Here is a 16,603-nt window from a genome sequence, read left to right on the forward strand (position 1 = left end):
GCTCCTATTCTTTTTCTTTGGGTTTAAAATATTTGACAAAAATAACGCGATCATCGCCTTCACGGTAAAAATCCTTGATCTGAGCGGCAATCGTATAGCCGTTTCGCAAGTAAAATCCGCGGGTCGGTAAATACTTTTCGACCGAGGAGGTTTCTATAATGATCAATCTGCCGACTTTTCTGGAAACCTCACCTTCGACAAATTGAAGCAATTGTTTACCAATTCCCTGATTTTGGCAAACCACATCAACGACAATCCAGTAAAGATCAAAGGTTCCAACCGTTGCCGGGGTTGGTCCGTAGCATACATAACCGACAATAGAATCCGTTTCGTCTGTTGCCACGTGAATTTTGTAATCCTTTTGTTCTTTTTGATTCAAGCAGACGTCGATGAGTTCCATCGCCACATTCACCTCTTCCGAAGAAAACATGCCGGTATGCTCGATTATATGAAGAAGAACCGGCCGGTCTTCCGGTTTAATTGAACGAATGTTAATCATGATCCTTTCTTTTCATTGCCGTGTCAATCTGTGTTGCCACGAATTCATCATAGGAAATTCCCGACGCTTTCAGCGCTTTAACATATCCCGCCGCGGGAGAAATGTCGGGATTCGGATTGTATTCAAGAATGTAAATCTCACCCTGCGCGTCCATCCGAAAATCGATTCGCCCATAACCGTTTCCGCCCATTAACGCATATACCCGAAGCGCAAGCGATTGCAGACGGTCTTCCGTCGTGGAATCCAACATCGCCGGACAGATGGAAGGCGTCTTTTGGTAGATGGGATCATTTTCGTACCATTTGGCATCATAACTTGCGATATGCGGCAGATTGGCATCCAGCGCATCGAAAAGTATTTCCGATGGTGGCAGAGCAACAGGTGAACCGTTTTCCAGAATGCCGACGGCAAATTCCCGTCCGTCAATAAACCGTTCAACTAAAATCTCCTGACGGTATCTTTGCAATAACCGTTCGACCGAGATTTTCAATTCATCCAAATTGCGGATCACGGCATTCCGATCGATACCAATACTCCCGTCTTCTCTCGAGGGTTTGGCAATCAATGGAAATTGTAATTGCGTTATCACGGGTATATCGGAAAATGTTTCATATTCGGGAGTCATTAGACCGTTCGTCACAAGCATTTGTTTGGTCAGGACTTTATTTTGAGCAGTTCCAATCGTCAGCGCATGGTTTCCGGTGTACGGAATACTCAGAAGTTCCCAAATTCCGGCGATGAACATCTCATGCTGAGTGTTTCCGCGAAATCCTTCGCACAGGTTAAAAATGACGTCTGGTTGGAACGTAATGATCGTTTGAATATCCGAAGTCAGGTTCTTCAGCGGTAGAACGAGGATTTGATGCCCAAGTCTCTCCAGCGACTGCGAAACGGCATCCGCTTCGTCTTTGACACCGGCTTCTGATAAAAATTCGACATTCTCCGGATCAGAGACGTCATCAAAAGAATTATAGACGACTGCGACTTTTTTTCGTTGTTCTTCTTCGGCAGTCATTATCGGATGCCGTACCTCGCGGCGGATATGTCAAGGACTCGGTTGAGCATTTGTGAATACGAATAGCCAGCAGTTCGCGCGGCTTTGGGAAAGCAGGAATTCTCTCGTGGATCGGGAAGTATTCCCGGAAGCGGATTCAATTCGAGTACATTCGGAACGCCGTCCGCGTCCAAACGCACGTCGATCCGGCACCAATCGCGAATGTTTAAAACCTGATAAGCGCGTTTGACCGTTTTTTCTATCGACGCTCGCAATTCGGAAGAAATCTTCGCCGGACACTCAAAAATATCCAGTGGTTTTTCAGGAGTATCCCACACCCACTTCGCTTCGTATGAATAGATCGCCTGCGCTTCTTTCGGTAGATGAGAAAAATTCACCGAGATAATCGGTAGAACATCGACTTCATAACCATTCCCCCAAAGAGCGACGGTAAACTCACGCCCCGGTAAAAATTCCTCAACGATTACCGGTTGCTGATATTTGTCGAAGTTATCCCTCACGATTCGCCTTAACGATTCATAATCTTGGGCAACAGAATTGTTAAAAATTCCTTTACTGCTTCCTTCTGAGATCGGTTTGACGATTGATGGAAAAGAAATACTGTTTTCCGGAAATTCCTGATCGGGAAAAATCATCCAGAACCGCGGATTCGGAACACCGTAATAACTTAAAATTTCCTTGGAACGGGCTTTATTCAGGCAAATCGCCAGCGTCAGCGGGCCTGAACCCGTGTACGGCAGACCTAACCGCTCGCACATCAACGGGACATAAGACTCGCGCATGTCTCCAAATAATCCTTCGGCAACGTTAAAAACCAATTGCGGTCTGGCTTTTTCTAATCGTCGCATGACCGAATCGTCGCTTTCGAAGCCTACGACCTCATGTCCGTTTTCTTTGAATGAATTGATGATTGAATGTATCGTCCGAAGGCTATCACCTTCGGCAAAAAGGTCGGGAGGGATATCTTCGTCGTCCAGATCGGAGACGAAGCGTTTTGTGTACTCCTTCCCTAAACCTTTTTTTGTACTATAAGTGACAGCGATCTTCATTTTTGTCGCGGTGAATTTAAGTATATTTTCACAGAAAGAAAGAAATATTTTTATGAATTATGAAAAAAATTATGCTCACTAAATATACAACCGGAAGCATAAATTATTTCAATGGTACAATATATTTGACCATCAGGATAAAATGGCAAACACTGCCAAGAATCACAAACAAGTGGAAAATTTCATGAAAGCCAAAGACAGGCGGAAAAGGATTCGGCCATTTTCTTGAATATATAACGGCGCCAATTGTATAGAAAAGTCCACCTAATAATAACCAAGTCAACGCCGTCAAACCTACGGCATGTAATAGCGGAACCAGTGCAATCATAGCCAGCCACCCCATTAAAACATAAATCGCCGCCGTGAGCCGACGAGGCGCTTCCATCCAAACAGTTTTTAGAACGATTCCAGCAATCGCCGTTGCCCAAACCAATCCAAACAGAGTCCAGCCCCATCCGCCGCGAAGCGGGATTAAACAAATCGGCGTGTAGGTCGAAGCAATAAAAATGAAAATCATCATATGATCGATCCGTCGGAGTCGAAGTGTATTCTTCTCGGATAAATTTAGCCAGTGATAAACTGTGCTTGCGGTATAGGACAACAGCATTCCGGCTCCATAAATCGAAAAACCGACAATATGCCACGGCTTTGCCGGATGGCTGGAGCGAACGATAAGAAAAACCAGCGCGGCGATAGACGCCAACACGCCAAGGAAATGCGTGAATCCACTGATAGGATCTTTAAGTTTTTTCATTTTGAATATTCCTTCTAAAAGCCAATAGCAATTGGCAAATTTAACAACAGATTACTGTCTGATATCGAATGCCTTTTGCAGAGTTCTGAAATAGGACGGCTCGTCTGCAAACGTATCATAAGAAAAGAAAACCACATTTCGGAAACCGCTTGATAGACTAATCATTGTCTTTGCCACTGCATCAAATTTGTTTTGGTTATAAACACCGATTCCCATCCATATTTTACTTTTTGGAATGGATGGATCAATTTTCAGCGTGATAGTTTCAAACCTATCAGCGTTTCTCGAATAATTCATCGGAACTGCAAAATCGATCCAATCGTTTTTCAACCAAGTTTCCCAATCCTGAAAGAAGTGATTTCTCGCTTCGAAGGGATCAGGTTTGACGGCGGCGCTCAGTTCAACAGGTTTTTGTAATGTTGCCAGAGACTCGCGGATACCGCGTATCAATTCGTTGACACCTTCTCTACGAAATTCGCTCCATTCATCTAAAGTATGTTCCAGCACTTGATCATCCCAACCGGCATAAAATGATTTATTAGATATAGATAGAAGAATCGGATCGACACCATTTTTCTGCTTGAATCGAAACCGAGCCTGTTCGTTGAAGTCATAAGTATTTTTCGGATAGCGAACGTAATCTAAATGCACGCCGTCAATTGGATATTTCTGTACCAATTCCGAAATGATTTGAATGAGATGAAGCCTAACTTCGGGAACGAGTGGTGAAAGATAAATGCCTTCCGTTCCGTTTTTCCTGAATTCGTCAGATGAACGATCGATATCCCGAATTCCATTTGCATCGATCGCACACCATTCAGGATGTGCCCAGAAAAGATGTTCGCGGCTTTTCGGTCTATCATCCGAAGACCATAACAAATAAACGTTCAACCAAGCATGAACTTTCAACCCGTAGGCATGAGCGGCGACAAGAGCATAATCGAGCGGATCAAAGTCACTTCCGTTTAGGCGGTCGGCTACCGGCGCAATTTTCGAGCGATAATAAGCGTCACCACGACCTCTGACTTGTATAAAGATATCGGTAAATCCGTTAATTGATGCAAATTCTACAAAGCGATCGATACTTTTCTTATCTATCATCTGATTACGAACGACCCACAAGCCGAGATGATGTTCCTGCGGAAAGAGATGAGAAAAATTCGCCAAAATAAAAAGAAAGAGGGCAGTGAGTATCACTGCCCAACGGTTATTTCGCCGATCGTTATGCAATCGGAAATCCGCTTTTATTCTCCCTGCTTCTCGGCTTTTGGAGCCGGAGCGGGAATTTCTGTTATTTCCTTAACTTCGGTGGTAACTCTCTTTTCTCTTTTGGCGGATTCTTTTTTAGACGGCTTTGCCGGTTTCTTTTCTTCGGCTGGTTTTTTATAATCGACAAACTCGATAAGCGAAACCGCGGCGGCGTCATTGTCGCGAAATCCTAATTTCACGATTCGTGTATACCCGCCATTACGGGTTGCATATTGCGGCGCGATGTGATCAAACAACAGTTTGACAAGAGTTCTGTCGTTCAAAACTTTATATGCGAGTCGTCTATGGTGAATCGTGCCTTTTTTTCCAAAGGTAATGAGACGTTCAACGACACGTCTGAGTTCTTTTGCACGAGCATCGGTCGTCTTGATTTTTCCATGTTGGATCAGCGAACCTGCCATATTGGATAACATCGCCTTCTGGTGACTGGCTACCATCCCAAGCTTCGCTACACGTTTCTGATGGCGCATTTCTACAAACTCCTATCGGTGTTAATCTTCTTTTTCAATTAAATATTTTTCGACGTCGATTCCGAATTCGAGGTTCATGCTCTTGAGTTTCGCCATCAGCTCGTTCAGCGACTTGCGTCCAAAATTCTTGAACTTCAGCATTTCTGACTCTTCTCTGGAAACTAGATCAGCGATTGTTCTGATATTGTTGGCTTTCAAGCAATTATACGAACGAACGGAAAGTTCCATTTCATCGACGCTCTTCTTCAACAGATTCCGCACTTTGATTACGTCCTCGTTGGGAACGTCTCTCGTGAATTCGACTGGTTTGGATTCCACTTTTAAAAAGAGTCCAAAATATTCTCTCAGCAGATTCGAGGCAATGTCGATGGATTCTTCCGGCGTGATGCTTCCGTCGGTTTCGATATCCAGAATCATCTTTTCCAAAACCTCACGGGATGTTCCCGGTAGGTTTTCAACATGAAAAGAGACGTTAGTAATCGGCGAAAAAATGGAATCGATAAAAATCGTTCCAATCGGAAAATCCAGCGTTTTGTTTCTCTCAGCAGGAACCCAGCCGGTTCCGCGCGATATTTTTAACTCAATCGCGAAATCGGCTTTTTCATTCAGCGTACAAATGTGGAGATCTGGATTGAGGATCTTGAACTGTGTGGTGTCTTTGCCAATCTCTCCAGCAAGAAATTCACCTTCGCCCTTAAATTGAAGATGAATCTTGTCAGGTTTCGGATCGAACAATTTGATACGCACCTGTTTTAGATTCAGGATTATATCCGCCACATCTTCCTTGACGCCGGTGATAGAGGCAAATTCATGAAGGACGCCGTCTATTTTGATCGACGAGATCGCGGCGCCGGGAATCGAAGTCAGAAGGACTCGCCTCAGCGCATTTCCGATCGTCGTACCAAAACCACGTTCCAACGGCTGTACGATATAAACGGCGTGTGTATCAATGGATTGCTCTTTTACAACTCTGGCTACGATTTGCTCTTGTATGGTCATTTATCTCCTCACTATTTAGAATAGAGTTCAACGACTAATTGTTCATTCACATCCATACCCATTTGGTCTCTTTCGGGGACCTGAACAAAAATGCCCTGCAATTTGGCTTTGTCAAGAATCAGCCATAAAAGTTCATGGTCTCCATGAATTCTTTTCATGGATTCATGAATAACTACCAACTTTCTGCTTTTTTCTTTGACCTGAATAACGTCGTTCGGTTTTACGAGATAGGAAGGAATGGTGACGATTTTCCCATTGACGGTAAAATGTCTATGGCTAACCAACTCGCGCGCCATTTTCCGAGAAGATGCGAATCCAAGCCGATAAACGACATTATCAAGACGGCTTTCTAAAAGTTTCATCAGATTGGTACCTGTGATGCCTTTTTGCCCTGTCGCAATTTCAAAATAACGCCTGAACTGCTTTTCGTATATCCCGTAAATTCTCTTGATTTTTTGCTTTTCTCTTAACTGCAAACCATAGTTTGACAGTCGTCTACGATTGGTTTGTCCATGTTGTCCCGGAACATAGCTCTTCTTTTCGAAAGAACATTTGGTGCTGTTACACCGTTCGCCTTTTAAAAAGAGCTTTTTACCTTCTCTGCGACACAACTTACAAACCGGACCTGTATATCTTGCCATCTATTTTACTCCCAAGATTTGACTTTATACTCTTCTGCGTTTCGGAGGTCTGCATCCATTATGCGGGATAGGTGTGACGTCCTTGATCGACATGATCTGGAGCCCTGCCAGATTCAGCGCGCGGATAGCGGCTTCTCTGCCAGCGCCCGGGCCTTTGACCCGAACCTCAACGCGGCTTAACCCAAGCTCCATCGCTTCCTTTGCGGCTTTCGTGGATGCCAGCTGGGCGGCAAACGGAGTGTTCTTCCGGGAGCCCTTGAAACCGGCAGCCCCTGACGACGCCCACGAGATCACATTCCCGAAGTTATCTGTGAGTGAAATGATCGTATTATTAAAGGTCGCTTTGACGGTCGCAATACCTTCGGCGTCAACCTTAATTTTTTTCTTTTTCTTCGTTGCGGCACGTTTTTGTGGCAATTCAGATACCTCCTTTATTATCCTTTCTTACCGACTTTCGTTTTCTTCCTGCTGACAGTGCGTCTTGGACCTTTAGCTGTGCGGGCGTTGGTCTTTGTGCGCTGTCCTCTGACAGGTAAGCCACGTCTATGTCTGAGACCACGATAGCTTCCGATTTCCATCAAACGTTTAATGTTCATCTGGAATTCCGTTCGGAGTGCGCCTTCGACTTTTTCTTCGTTGCTGATCACATTTCGGATATCTTTGACCTGTTCTTCCGTTAGATTTTTCACACGGATTTCGGGATCAACATTTGCTTTCAGCAGAATGTTCATGGCTTTAGCTTGACCTATACCAAAGATGTAGGTCAAAGCAATTCTCACTTTTTTATCATTAGGTAAATCGACACCGGCAATTCGAGCCAAAATTTCCTCCTACTACCCTGTTAACCCTGACGCTGTTTGTGCTTCGGGTTGCTACAAATGACTCTTACCACACCTTTGCGACGAATGATTTTGCATTTATCACAAATTTTCTTAACTGATGATCTAACTTTCATGATCTTTCCACTTTATTTATATCTGTAAGTTATTCTTCCTTTGCTCAAGTCATACGGCGAGAGTTCCAACGTCACTTTGTCGCCCGGCAAAATCTTGATGAAATGCATCCTCATCTTGCCGGAAACATGCGCCAGAACTTCGTGCCCATTTTCAAGAACAACCCTGAATGACGCATTGGGTAAGTTCTCTTTAATCGTTCCATCCACCTTGATCAGTTTTTCTTTCGTCATGCGTTCTGTTCTTTCATTCACTCACGGACAGAATAACCGGTCCGGTTTCGGTGATGGCGATTGTATGTTCGTAATGTGCTGAAGGTTGATGATCGGCGGTGACTATTGTCCAACCGTTATCTAAGACATAAACCTCAAACGTTCCGGCGTTTACCATCGGTTCGATCGCCAGACACATTCCAGGTCTAAGAATCGGTCCTTTGCCGGGGTCACCGTAATTGGGGACTTCCGGACTTTCATGAAGTCTCTGCCCAATTCCGTGACCTACCATATCGCGCACGACGGAAAATCCATTCATTTCGACGTAGGACTGAACGGCATTTCCGATATCCGACAGATGCTTGCCCGGAAGCGCTTTTTCGATTCCTTTATACAGAGAATCCTTCGTAACCTGCATCAGATGTTTTTTGGTTTCGCTAACCTCGCCAACAGCAAATGTGTAGGCGGAATCACCGTAATAACCATCTTTCTCGGCGCCGACATCGACCGAAACAATTTGTCCTGCTCGGAGTTCTCTTTTTGACGGAATGCCGTGAACCACTTCTTCGTCAATACTGATGCAAATACTCGCCGGATACCCGCGATATCCTTTAAAAGCCGGATTGGTACCGCGACTGCGAATATACTCATCCGCAATCTTATCGAGTTTCCCAGTCTGAATACCGGGTTTGATCTCAAGACCGAGAATGTGTATAGTTTCAGCCACAATTCGGTTACTCTCGCGCATTTTCCCGATTTCTTCTTGTGAGCGAATATAGATCATATGACGTTTTTTAATGACGACCTCTCATTTTACCGCTTTTCATAAATCCATCGTAATGCCGCATCAGCAAATGCGATTCGATCTGCTGAAGAGTATCCAGAGCGACTCCGACAATGATCAACAAACTGGTGCCGCCAAAAAATGACGCCAGATCGTAGTTAATATCCACAACGTTCATCAAGATATACGGAAAAATAGCGATGAACGCGAGGAAAATGGAACCAGGAAGAGTTACTTTCGTCAGAATATTATCGATGAACTCTGAGGTTTTTTTCCCAGGACGAATGCCGGGAATGAAACCACCGTACTTCTTCATATTGTCAGCGACCTCGATCGGATTGAAGGCGATTGCCGTATAAAAATAGGTAAAAAACACAATGAATATACCGTAAATCAGCCAGTAAACCGGCGATTGTACGCTAAAAAATCGCATCATCCCTTGAATGAAATCACTCTGCGGAAAAAATGTGGCGATCGTGCTGGGGATGAACATGATCGATTGCGCAAAAATGATTGGCATGACGCCCGCTGTATTAACCCGCAAGGGAATATGTGTCGCCTGACCACCATAGACTTTTCGTCCGACGACCCGCTTGGCATATTGAACCGGAATTTTTCGTTGCCCCTGAGTCAGCAGTACTACAAACCCTACGATAACAAACATTAGACCGATTAGGATAACTTCGGTAAAAATTCCGCGGACATCTTCTTTGATGAGTGCAAGTTCGCTAACAAACACATTGGGCAGACGCGCAATGATACCGATCATGATGATCAGGGAAATTCCGTTTCCGATGCCGCGTTCGGTTATTTTCTCACCAAGCCACATGATTAGCACAGTTCCAGCAGTCAACGTTAGCATCGACATCAATACAAAACCGATTCCGGGATGCGGAACGACCGGAAGAATCTGATTGCCGATGCGGGCTGACATCTGCGGACTCATCAGGAACTGGGCAATGCCGAATGCCTGAAGCGCCGAGATAAGGACCGTTCCGTATCGGGTTAGTTGGGTAATTTTTTTCCGTCCCTCTTCGCCTTCCTTTTGAAGCTTCTGAAAATAGGGAATCACAGCGCCGAGCAACTGAATGATGATCGAAGCGCTGATGTATGGCATGATACCGAGAGCAAAGAGTGTTGCGCGTGAAAATGCGCCACCCGCAAAAAGATCATACAATCCGAACAGAGTATTGGAAAAATTTCGCATCGCCGCACCCATGACCTCGCTGTCGATGCCGGGGATAGGGATGTGCGAACCGATTCGAATAACGACGAGTATCGCTAAGGTGTAAAAAATACGTTTTCTTAGTTCAGGAATTCGAAAGATACTCTGGAATTGTTGTTTCATATGATCTCAGCCTTTCCCCCAGATGCTTCGATTTTTTCTTTTGCAGTTTTGCTGAATGCATTGGCAATGACGCGAACAGGTTCGGTAATCTCGCCATTTCCAAGTATCTTGACTGGTTTTGCAGATGTCTTGATATATCCTTTTTGAAGTAGGGTTTCAATGGTTACTTCCGGCAATTGCAGACGCGCAATAATATCTAAATTGACAATTTGGACTTCTTCTTTAAAAATATTCGTAAATCCACGCTTCGGAAGCCTTCTGTAAATCGGCATCTGTCCGCCTTCATGCCACGGCCGAAATTTAGAACCAGCCCGAGAGCCAGCACCTTTACTTCCGCGTCCACTTGTGCCGCCTGTTCCGGAAGCGTTTCCTCTGCCTATCCGTTTTTCATTCTGCTTCGCGCCCTGCGCGTATTTGAGGGAACCTAAATTCATAACTATTCCTTGACTTCTTCAATTTTTAATAAATGTGAAATCGAATTGATCATTCCACGAATGGCAGGATTGTCCTGTTGGACGACCGTCTGGTGCATCCGATGAATTCCCAGTGCCTCTAAAGTCCGTTTGGCGCGCGCCCGATAATCGATTCCGCTTCTGATCTGCGTAATTTTCAACATATTATTTGCGCTTTTCTTTTTCATATACCAAATATCTCCTGAACCGTCTTTTCTCGCTTGTGAGCGACGGAATATGGATCTCTTAACTTTTCAAGAGCAACCATCGTCGCTTTCACAACATTGTGAGTGTTATTGCTTCCGATCGATTTGGATAAAATATCTTTGATTCCCACTTGCTCCATGATCGCGCGAATCGCGCCACTGGCGATGATTCCCGTTCCCGGCGTTGCCGGTTTGAGGAACACTTTCGACGCACCGAATTTAGCGGTGACCATGTGAGGAATGGTGCCATTGATAACCGGCACTTTCACGATGCTCTTTTTGGCACTTTCTTTTCCCTTCGCCACGGCAGTCGTCACTTCCAATGCCTTTCCGGATCCGATCCCAACATGACCTTTTCCGTCGCCAACCGCAACGATGGCATTGAATCGGAACCGGCGACCTCCGGTAACCACTTTCGAGACTCTATTAATCTTTACGACTTTTTCTTCAAGCAGCTCAAGCTGTGTAGCATCGACTGTTTTCAAATCTTGACTCCTCCCGAGTTTAGAATTCCAATCCGGCTTTTCTGGCGGCGTCGGCCAAGGCTTTGACGCGACCATGATATTTATATCCGCTCCGGTCGAAAACTACCTTCGTTATTTTTTTCGATATTGCCTTTTCGGCTAAATACTGTCCGACGAGCGCACTTTTTTCGATCTTCTTAGTTCCCTTAGCAATTTTCTCTTTGATTTCGGGCGTCAGGTCCGAAACCGAGAAAAATGACGTGTGATTCGTATCGTCGATCAATTGTGCGTAAATGTGGCTCAGACTTCGAAACACGGCGAGCCGAGGTTTTTCCGGCGTGCCATGGACATTTTTTCTGATCCGACGTCTTCTTTTATTCCGAGCGAATTCTTTTTCTCTAGTGATATTTTCCATTCCGTTACCCCTATTTCACTCCAACTTTCTTGCCGGCTTTTCTCCGGATATGTTCACCCTGATAACGAATACCAAACCCTTTGTAAGGTTCAGGCGGGCAGATGAGACGCAATTTGGCGGCTACCTGTCCAACTTTTTGTTTATCAATGCCAGAAATCAGAATATTGAGATTCTTGGGCACTGAAAGAGTGATTCCTTCCGGTGGCGTAAACAAAATCGGATGTGAAAGTCCTACGTTCATAAAAAGCGATTTCCCTCTTAATTCGACAGAGAAACCAATACCTTCGATCTCCAGCAACTTCGTGAATCCGGTAGAAACACCCTGAACCATATTAGCAATCAGCATTCGGGTCAGCCCGTGCAACTCCTTGTGCGTTTTACTATCGCTGGGGCGGGTTACAATGATTTCATTTCCGGTTTTCGTTACGGTCATGTCTGTTGGGTATTGCCAGTGCAATTGCCCTTTCAGCCCTTTGGCATCGATCGTGTTATTTTGAATTGAGATATCTACGCCTTTAGATATTTCAATGGGTTTTTTTCCGATTCGAGACACTGTTTACTCCTTACTACCTATCATTACCATATATAGCAAAGCACTTCGCCGCCGACATTGTTTTTTCGGGCGACTTTATCGGTGACAACACCCAGCGGCGTGGAAAGGATGGCGATACCCAATCCTCCGACAACGCGGGGAACCTGCGATGACGGCACATAGTAGCGTCTGCCGGGTCGGCTAATTCTCTCAAGCCCTTCGATGACCGGTTCGCCCGTCTTCTGATATTTAAGATAAATACGAATCAGTCCCTGTTTGCCATCCTTGACCAGAATGAAGTCCTTGATATAGTTTTCATATTTCAGGATCAGAGCGATTTTCTTCTTCAAATTGGACGCTGGAATATCCACCCAGCGATGGTTCGCCGCCTGAGCATTTCTGACTCGTGTTAAAAAATCTGCAATTGAATCGGTTACTGGCATATTAAAAATACTCCTGTTTTACCAGCTAGCTTTTGTGATACCCGGAATTTCGCCCTTGAGCGCCAATTCCCTGAAGCATAAGCGACAAAGACCAAATTTGCGATAATATCCTCTGGGACGACCGCAGATCGAGCATCTGTTAACGCTTCTCGTTGAAAACTTCGGCTTACGTTTTGCTTTCGCAATTAAAGATTTCTTTGCCATATCAATTTCTCTCCCCAGAAGTCGATGCGGCGGCACGCTTCTTGAACGGGAATCCGAAGCAAGCCAACAGTTCGTATGCCTCGGAATCCGTCTTTGCACTAGTCGTTATTGTTATATTCATTCCGCGGATTTTATCGACTTTATCATACTCAATTTCCGGGAAAATAATCTGATCTTTCAATCCCATCGAATAGTTTCCACGCCCGTCAAACGATTTGTCAGATAATCCCGAAAAATCGCGAACGCGAGGGATGGCAGTTGAGATCAATCTATCTAAAAATTCGTACATTCTTTCGTGTCTGAGCGTTACAGAGCATCCGACCGGATCTCCGGTGCGAATCTTAAAGTTCGAGATCGCTTTCTTTGCACGGGTCGTGATTGGGTGCTGACCTGTTATCGTGCGAATATCCTCAATGGAATTCTTGAGACTCGCGGGGTCTTCCTTGCTCTTACCAATACCAACGTTGATCGTAATCTTGATAAGTTTTGGAACCTGCATGACATTTTTGTACTCGAACTTTTTAATCAATGCCGGAACGACCTCTTTTCCGTACAATTCGTATAATCTGGGTTTATATTCTGACTTCTTCGTCACTGACAACTCCTTATGATATGCTGTCGATTACTTCGTCTGTTTTTTTAGAATAGCGCACTTTTTTGCCATCCTTAAGGAAGCGGTAACCAACTTTGGTAGGTTCGTCCGTATGAATCAGGATAACCTTAGAAACGTTGATCGGCGCCTCTTTTTCGATGATTCCGCCCTGCGGATTTTTCTGGCTCTTGCGCATGTGTCTCTTGATAAAACTGACGCCTTCAACGATAACTGTATTTTTATCGGGGAAAACTTTTAGCACTTTCCCAGTCTTTCCGCGGGATTCTCCCGTTGTCACTTTTACCATGTCATTTTTCCGAATACGAAACATCCTGATTCTCCTTTAAATCACTTCGGGTGCCATCGAGACGATTTTCATATAATTCTTTTCTCGCAGTTCTCGGGCGACGGGTCCAAAAATACGAGTACCCTTTGGCTCTAAATTATTGTCGATGAGAACCACCGCATTATCATCAAAGCGAATATAAGAACCGTCTTTTCGCCGAATTTCCTTCTTTGTGCGAACAACGACCGCTCGCGACTTGTCGCCTTTTTTCACCATTCCGCCGGGCGTCGCTTGCTTGACCGTCACGACCAGAACATCGCCAACCGACCCGAATTTCCTTCCGGAACCGCCTAAAACCTGAATACAAAGCACTTTTTTAGCGCCTGTGTTGTCTGCAACATTCAACCTTGTTTCTTGCTGTATCATTGGATTTTCACCCTACTCTTTCTCTGCTGATTTGACGATTTCCAACAAAGACCATCTCTTCAGCCGGCTCAGCGGTCGAGATTCAACGACTTTAACTACGTCGCCAATGGCGCATTTGTTTTCTGGATCATTGGCATAGAACTTGGATGTCCGTCTGACGTATTTTCCATAAGTTGCATGTTTTACGGTTCTTTCTACGGAAATGACGATAGTCTTGTCCATTTTATTACTCACCACGGTGCCGGTGATAACTTTCCTTTTCTCTCGTGTCGTCATTTTTCAATTTCCTGTGTTTGTTTGCTCTTTTTGTCGATTGTTCGTTTGCCCAGTTCGAATTCGCGAAGAACCGTCTTGATTTGCGCGATCTCTTTCCGGACTTCCTTAATCTTTAGAGGATTTTCCAACTGCTGGAGCGCTTTCTGGAAATGAAGATTTTCGAGAGCCGATATATCGTCTTTCAGTTTCGTTTCCAGTTCGGCGACGGATAATTCCGATAGTTTATTTTTCTTCACGTTACGCTCCTACTTCTCTGCGTGCGACAATCTTTGTCTTGATGGGCAATTTGAAAGCGCCTGTTTCGAAGGCTTCTTTGGCTTCCGTCTCATTGCCGACTTCTACTTCAAATAAAATCCTGCCGGGTTTGACGACGGCGACCCAAAACTCGGGCGCGCCTTTGCCTTTTCCCATGCGGGTTTCTGCCGGTTTTTTGGTGACGGGCTTATCGGGGAAAATACGAATCCACATTTTTCCGTGTTTTCTTACCTTTCTGGCAATTGCGACGCGGACGGCTTCGATCTGACGGCTGTCGATCCAACCACATTCCAGCGCTTTTAGACCGAAATGCCCAAAGCAGACTTCGTTACCGCGATTGGCAACACCTTTCATCCTGCCTCTGTGCTGTTTTCTATGTTTTGTTTTTCGAGGTGCCAGCATTGTTCAATTCCTTTATTACTTTTTCTTAAAAGTTTCTCCGTTACAAATCCAGACCTTGATGCCAATACATCCATAAGTCGTATGAGCCGTAATCGAAGCAAAATCTATGTCAGCGCGCAAAGTATGCAGAGGAACGCGACCTTCACGAGCGGTTTCCCTGCGGGCGATTTCCGCACCGCCGAGTCTTCCGCTACATTGAATACGAATACCTTCTGCTCCCATTCGCATGGTTGCCTGAATGGCTTTTTTCATTGCCCTTCTGTATGACACTTTCTTAACGATCTGTGCGGAAATATTGTTACCAACTAACACAGCATTCAATTCAGGTCTCTTGATCTCATTGACATTGATTTGAACATCCGTCTTGGTAATCTTTTGGAGTTCCAGCTTCAACAGATCGACTTCCTCGCCTTTCTTTCCAATAACAATGCCGGGGCGGGATGTATTGATTGTGATCGTGATCTTTTTGGAAGTCCGGTGAATGTCGATGCTGGCTATTCCGGCGTTCGGGATTCTTTTTAATAAATACCGGCGAAGTATTATATCTTCCGTCAGTTTATCTTTAAAGTTTTTTTCATCGAACCAGTTACTGCTCCAATCTTTATTAAATCCCAGACGAAAACCTATTGGATGAGTTTTTTGACCCAAGAAACCTCCGATTATTTTTTCTTTTGATTCTTGCCGACTTTATCTTTTTTCTCGGCAACGGTTACAGAAATGTGACTACTGCGCTTCCGGATAACCGACGCGCGCCCCATCGAGCCGGCGCGAAACCGTTTTACCGTTGCGCCCGCATCGACTAAAATTGTCTTCACGAATAAATCTTCCGGATTGACGCCGGCGCCGCCCTCCAGTGCCATGAGATTTGAAACGGCAGATCGAACGGTTTTTTCAACCCACTCCGACGCCCTTTTGTTGCTAAAATGCAGCTGATTTAGCACGGTCTCAACGTCTTTCCCTCGAACAAGGTCGGCAACCATGCGAACTTTTCGCGGAGATTGCTTGATATGTCTGCTGATGGCTTTTGCTTCCATATTCGTTACTTCGCACCCTTCTTTTCTGCTCCGGCATGTCCTCGGAATATTCTCGTGTGCGAAAACTCACCGAGTTTATGTCCTACCATATTTTCCGTAACAAATACCGGGATAAACTTATTTCCGTTATGAACGGCGACGGTTTGTCCGACAAATTCGGGAGAAATCGTCGATCTTCTGGCCCAAGTCTTGATGACCTTTTTCTTGCCCGAAGCATTCATCTGCTCAATTTTCACCAACAGTTTGGCGTCTATGTATGGTCCTTTCTTCAGCGAACGACTCATTCGTCTCTCTCCCTATTTAGCCCGTCTTTTTACAATGAATTTACTGCTCGGATTCCGTTTCTTGCGCGTCCGGTATCCTTTGGTTGGTTTGCCCCAAGGTGTACAGGGATGTCTGCCGCCGGAGCTCTTTCCTTCTCCACCGCCCATCGGATGATCGATCGGGTTCATCGCGACGCCTCTGACTTTCGGTCTGCGACCTAACCAGCGGTTTCTTCCTGCTTTTCCTAAAGAAATGTTCTCGTGCGTCTTGTTTCCAACAACGCCGACTGTGGCGTAGCATTCTTCAAAAACCAAACGTATTTCACCGGAAGGCATTTTTAACGTCACATACTTGCCTTC

At 45.0% G+C, this 16,603-nt stretch carries 31 protein-coding genes; all 31 read right to left on the bottom strand.

The annotated features are described in order from the left end of the window. Nucleotides 1-4: 4 nt before the first annotated feature. Nucleotides 5-430 (bottom strand): GNAT family N-acetyltransferase, encoded by a 426-nt coding sequence (locus tag COT43_09240; GenBank protein PIS27719.1) that lies wholly within the window; start codon nt 428-430, stop codon nt 5-7. A gap of 61 nt (nt 431-491) precedes the next feature. Next, nucleotides 492-1,514, bottom strand: a complete 1,023-nt coding sequence (locus COT43_09245) for a hypothetical protein (protein ID PIS27690.1) — start codon at nt 1,512-1,514, stop codon at nt 492-494. Continuing rightward, nucleotides 1,514-2,563, bottom strand: a complete 1,050-nt coding sequence (locus COT43_09250; GenBank protein ID PIS27691.1) for a D-alanine--D-alanine ligase — start codon at nt 2,561-2,563, stop codon at nt 1,514-1,516. The genes COT43_09245 and COT43_09250 overlap by 1 nt, the downstream gene beginning before the upstream one ends. Before the next feature lie 103 nt (nt 2,564-2,666). Continuing rightward, on the bottom strand, nt 2,667-3,317 hold the full coding sequence (locus tag COT43_09255; GenBank protein ID PIS27692.1) for a hemolysin: 651 nt from the start codon (nt 3,315-3,317) through the stop codon (nt 2,667-2,669). A 51-nt stretch (nt 3,318-3,368) separates the two neighbouring features. Continuing rightward, the gene (locus COT43_09260) at nt 3,369-4,547 is read right to left on the bottom strand and encodes a hypothetical protein (GenBank protein ID PIS27693.1); all 1,179 of its coding nucleotides are present in this window, start codon (nt 4,545-4,547) and stop codon (nt 3,369-3,371) included. A gap of 14 nt (nt 4,548-4,561) precedes the next feature. Next, entirely contained in the window at nt 4,562-5,056 is a 495-nt protein-coding gene (locus COT43_09265) for a 50S ribosomal protein L17 (GenBank protein PIS27694.1), read from the bottom strand. 21 nt (nt 5,057-5,077) lie between these two features. Next, entirely contained in the window at nt 5,078-6,055 is a 978-nt protein-coding gene (locus tag COT43_09270; protein ID PIS27695.1) for a DNA-directed RNA polymerase subunit alpha, read from the bottom strand. 11 nt (nt 6,056-6,066) lie between these two features. After that, entirely contained in the window at nt 6,067-6,696 is a 630-nt protein-coding gene (locus COT43_09275) for a 30S ribosomal protein S4 (protein PIS27696.1), read from the bottom strand. A 24-nt stretch (nt 6,697-6,720) separates the two neighbouring features. Next, nucleotides 6,721-7,113, bottom strand: a complete 393-nt coding sequence (locus tag COT43_09280; protein PIS27697.1) for a 30S ribosomal protein S11 — start codon at nt 7,111-7,113, stop codon at nt 6,721-6,723. A gap of 17 nt (nt 7,114-7,130) precedes the next feature. Further along, on the bottom strand, nt 7,131-7,517 hold the full coding sequence (locus COT43_09285; protein PIS27698.1) for a 30S ribosomal protein S13: 387 nt from the start codon (nt 7,515-7,517) through the stop codon (nt 7,131-7,133). 20 nt (nt 7,518-7,537) lie between these two features. After that, nucleotides 7,538-7,651 (bottom strand): 50S ribosomal protein L36, encoded by a 114-nt coding sequence (locus COT43_09290; protein ID PIS27699.1) that lies wholly within the window; start codon nt 7,649-7,651, stop codon nt 7,538-7,540. A 12-nt stretch (nt 7,652-7,663) separates the two neighbouring features. Then, on the bottom strand, nt 7,664-7,882 hold the full coding sequence (locus COT43_09295; protein PIS27720.1) for a translation initiation factor IF-1: 219 nt from the start codon (nt 7,880-7,882) through the stop codon (nt 7,664-7,666). Between the two features lie 13 nt (nt 7,883-7,895). Beyond that, nucleotides 7,896-8,645, bottom strand: a complete 750-nt coding sequence (map, locus tag COT43_09300) for a type I methionyl aminopeptidase (protein PIS27700.1) — start codon at nt 8,643-8,645, stop codon at nt 7,896-7,898. A gap of 10 nt (nt 8,646-8,655) precedes the next feature. Continuing rightward, entirely contained in the window at nt 8,656-9,993 is a 1,338-nt protein-coding gene (locus COT43_09305) for a preprotein translocase subunit SecY (GenBank protein PIS27701.1), read from the bottom strand. Continuing rightward, the gene (locus tag COT43_09310) at nt 9,990-10,427 is read right to left on the bottom strand and encodes a 50S ribosomal protein L15 (protein ID PIS27702.1); all 438 of its coding nucleotides are present in this window, start codon (nt 10,425-10,427) and stop codon (nt 9,990-9,992) included. Before COT43_09310 ends, COT43_09305 begins: the two co-directional genes overlap by 4 nt. A 2-nt stretch (nt 10,428-10,429) precedes the next feature. Next, nucleotides 10,430-10,633 carry a 50S ribosomal protein L30 gene (locus COT43_09315; protein PIS27703.1) on the bottom strand — a complete coding sequence of 68 codons (204 nt, stop codon included), beginning with the start codon at nt 10,631-10,633 and terminating at the stop codon, nt 10,430-10,432. Beyond that, nucleotides 10,630-11,211, bottom strand: a complete 582-nt coding sequence (locus tag COT43_09320; protein PIS27704.1) for a 30S ribosomal protein S5 — start codon at nt 11,209-11,211, stop codon at nt 10,630-10,632. The genes COT43_09315 and COT43_09320 overlap by 4 nt, the downstream gene beginning before the upstream one ends. Next, nucleotides 11,156-11,530 carry a 50S ribosomal protein L18 gene (locus COT43_09325; protein ID PIS27705.1) on the bottom strand — a complete coding sequence of 125 codons (375 nt, stop codon included), beginning with the start codon at nt 11,528-11,530 and terminating at the stop codon, nt 11,156-11,158. The genes COT43_09320 and COT43_09325 overlap by 56 nt, the downstream gene beginning before the upstream one ends. Nucleotides 11,531-11,540: 10 nt before the next feature. Continuing rightward, nucleotides 11,541-12,083 (bottom strand): 50S ribosomal protein L6, encoded by a 543-nt coding sequence (locus COT43_09330; GenBank protein ID PIS27706.1) that lies wholly within the window; start codon nt 12,081-12,083, stop codon nt 11,541-11,543. Nucleotides 12,084-12,106: 23 nt separating this feature from the next. Then, nucleotides 12,107-12,505, bottom strand: coding sequence for a 30S ribosomal protein S8 (locus COT43_09335; GenBank protein ID PIS27707.1), 399 nt, complete (start codon nt 12,503-12,505; stop codon nt 12,107-12,109). Nucleotides 12,506-12,523: 18 nt separating this feature from the next. Further along, the gene (locus COT43_09340; protein PIS27708.1) at nt 12,524-12,709 is read right to left on the bottom strand and encodes a type Z 30S ribosomal protein S14; all 186 of its coding nucleotides are present in this window, start codon (nt 12,707-12,709) and stop codon (nt 12,524-12,526) included. Between the two features lies 1 nt (nt 12,710). Then, entirely contained in the window at nt 12,711-13,304 is a 594-nt protein-coding gene (locus COT43_09345; GenBank protein PIS27709.1) for a 50S ribosomal protein L5, read from the bottom strand. Nucleotides 13,305-13,314: 10 nt separating this feature from the next. After that, nucleotides 13,315-13,632 (bottom strand): 50S ribosomal protein L24, encoded by a 318-nt coding sequence (locus COT43_09350; GenBank protein PIS27710.1) that lies wholly within the window; start codon nt 13,630-13,632, stop codon nt 13,315-13,317. A 12-nt stretch (nt 13,633-13,644) separates the two neighbouring features. Continuing rightward, nucleotides 13,645-14,013 (bottom strand): 50S ribosomal protein L14, encoded by a 369-nt coding sequence (locus tag COT43_09355; protein PIS27711.1) that lies wholly within the window; start codon nt 14,011-14,013, stop codon nt 13,645-13,647. 12 nt (nt 14,014-14,025) lie between these two features. Continuing rightward, complete coding sequence (locus COT43_09360) at nt 14,026-14,289, bottom strand: 30S ribosomal protein S17 (protein ID PIS27712.1); 264 nt, start codon at nt 14,287-14,289, stop codon at nt 14,026-14,028. Beyond that, nucleotides 14,286-14,525, bottom strand: a complete 240-nt coding sequence (locus COT43_09365; GenBank protein PIS27713.1) for a 50S ribosomal protein L29 — start codon at nt 14,523-14,525, stop codon at nt 14,286-14,288. Before COT43_09365 ends, COT43_09360 begins: the two co-directional genes overlap by 4 nt. A gap of 1 nt (nt 14,526) precedes the next feature. Then, entirely contained in the window at nt 14,527-14,946 is a 420-nt protein-coding gene (locus COT43_09370; GenBank protein PIS27714.1) for a 50S ribosomal protein L16, read from the bottom strand. Nucleotides 14,947-14,961: 15 nt separating this feature from the next. Further along, a complete protein-coding gene (locus COT43_09375) occupies nt 14,962-15,594 on the bottom strand; it encodes a 30S ribosomal protein S3 (GenBank protein ID PIS27715.1) in 633 nt (210 codons plus the stop codon). Nucleotides 15,595-15,605: 11 nt separating this feature from the next. Beyond that, complete coding sequence (locus COT43_09380; GenBank protein ID PIS27716.1) at nt 15,606-15,980, bottom strand: 50S ribosomal protein L22; 375 nt, start codon at nt 15,978-15,980, stop codon at nt 15,606-15,608. A 5-nt stretch (nt 15,981-15,985) separates the two neighbouring features. Continuing rightward, nucleotides 15,986-16,264 (bottom strand): 30S ribosomal protein S19, encoded by a 279-nt coding sequence (locus COT43_09385; GenBank protein PIS27717.1) that lies wholly within the window; start codon nt 16,262-16,264, stop codon nt 15,986-15,988. Nucleotides 16,265-16,276: 12 nt separating this feature from the next. Further along, on the bottom strand, nt 16,277-16,603 hold a 327-nt coding region (gene rplB / locus COT43_09390), incomplete at its 5' end, for a 50S ribosomal protein L2 (GenBank protein PIS27721.1).

Source organism: Candidatus Marinimicrobia bacterium CG08_land_8_20_14_0_20_45_22, from assembly GCA_002774355.1.
Taxonomy (GTDB): Bacteria; Fidelibacterota; UBA2242; order UBA2242; family UBA2242; genus 0-14-0-20-45-22.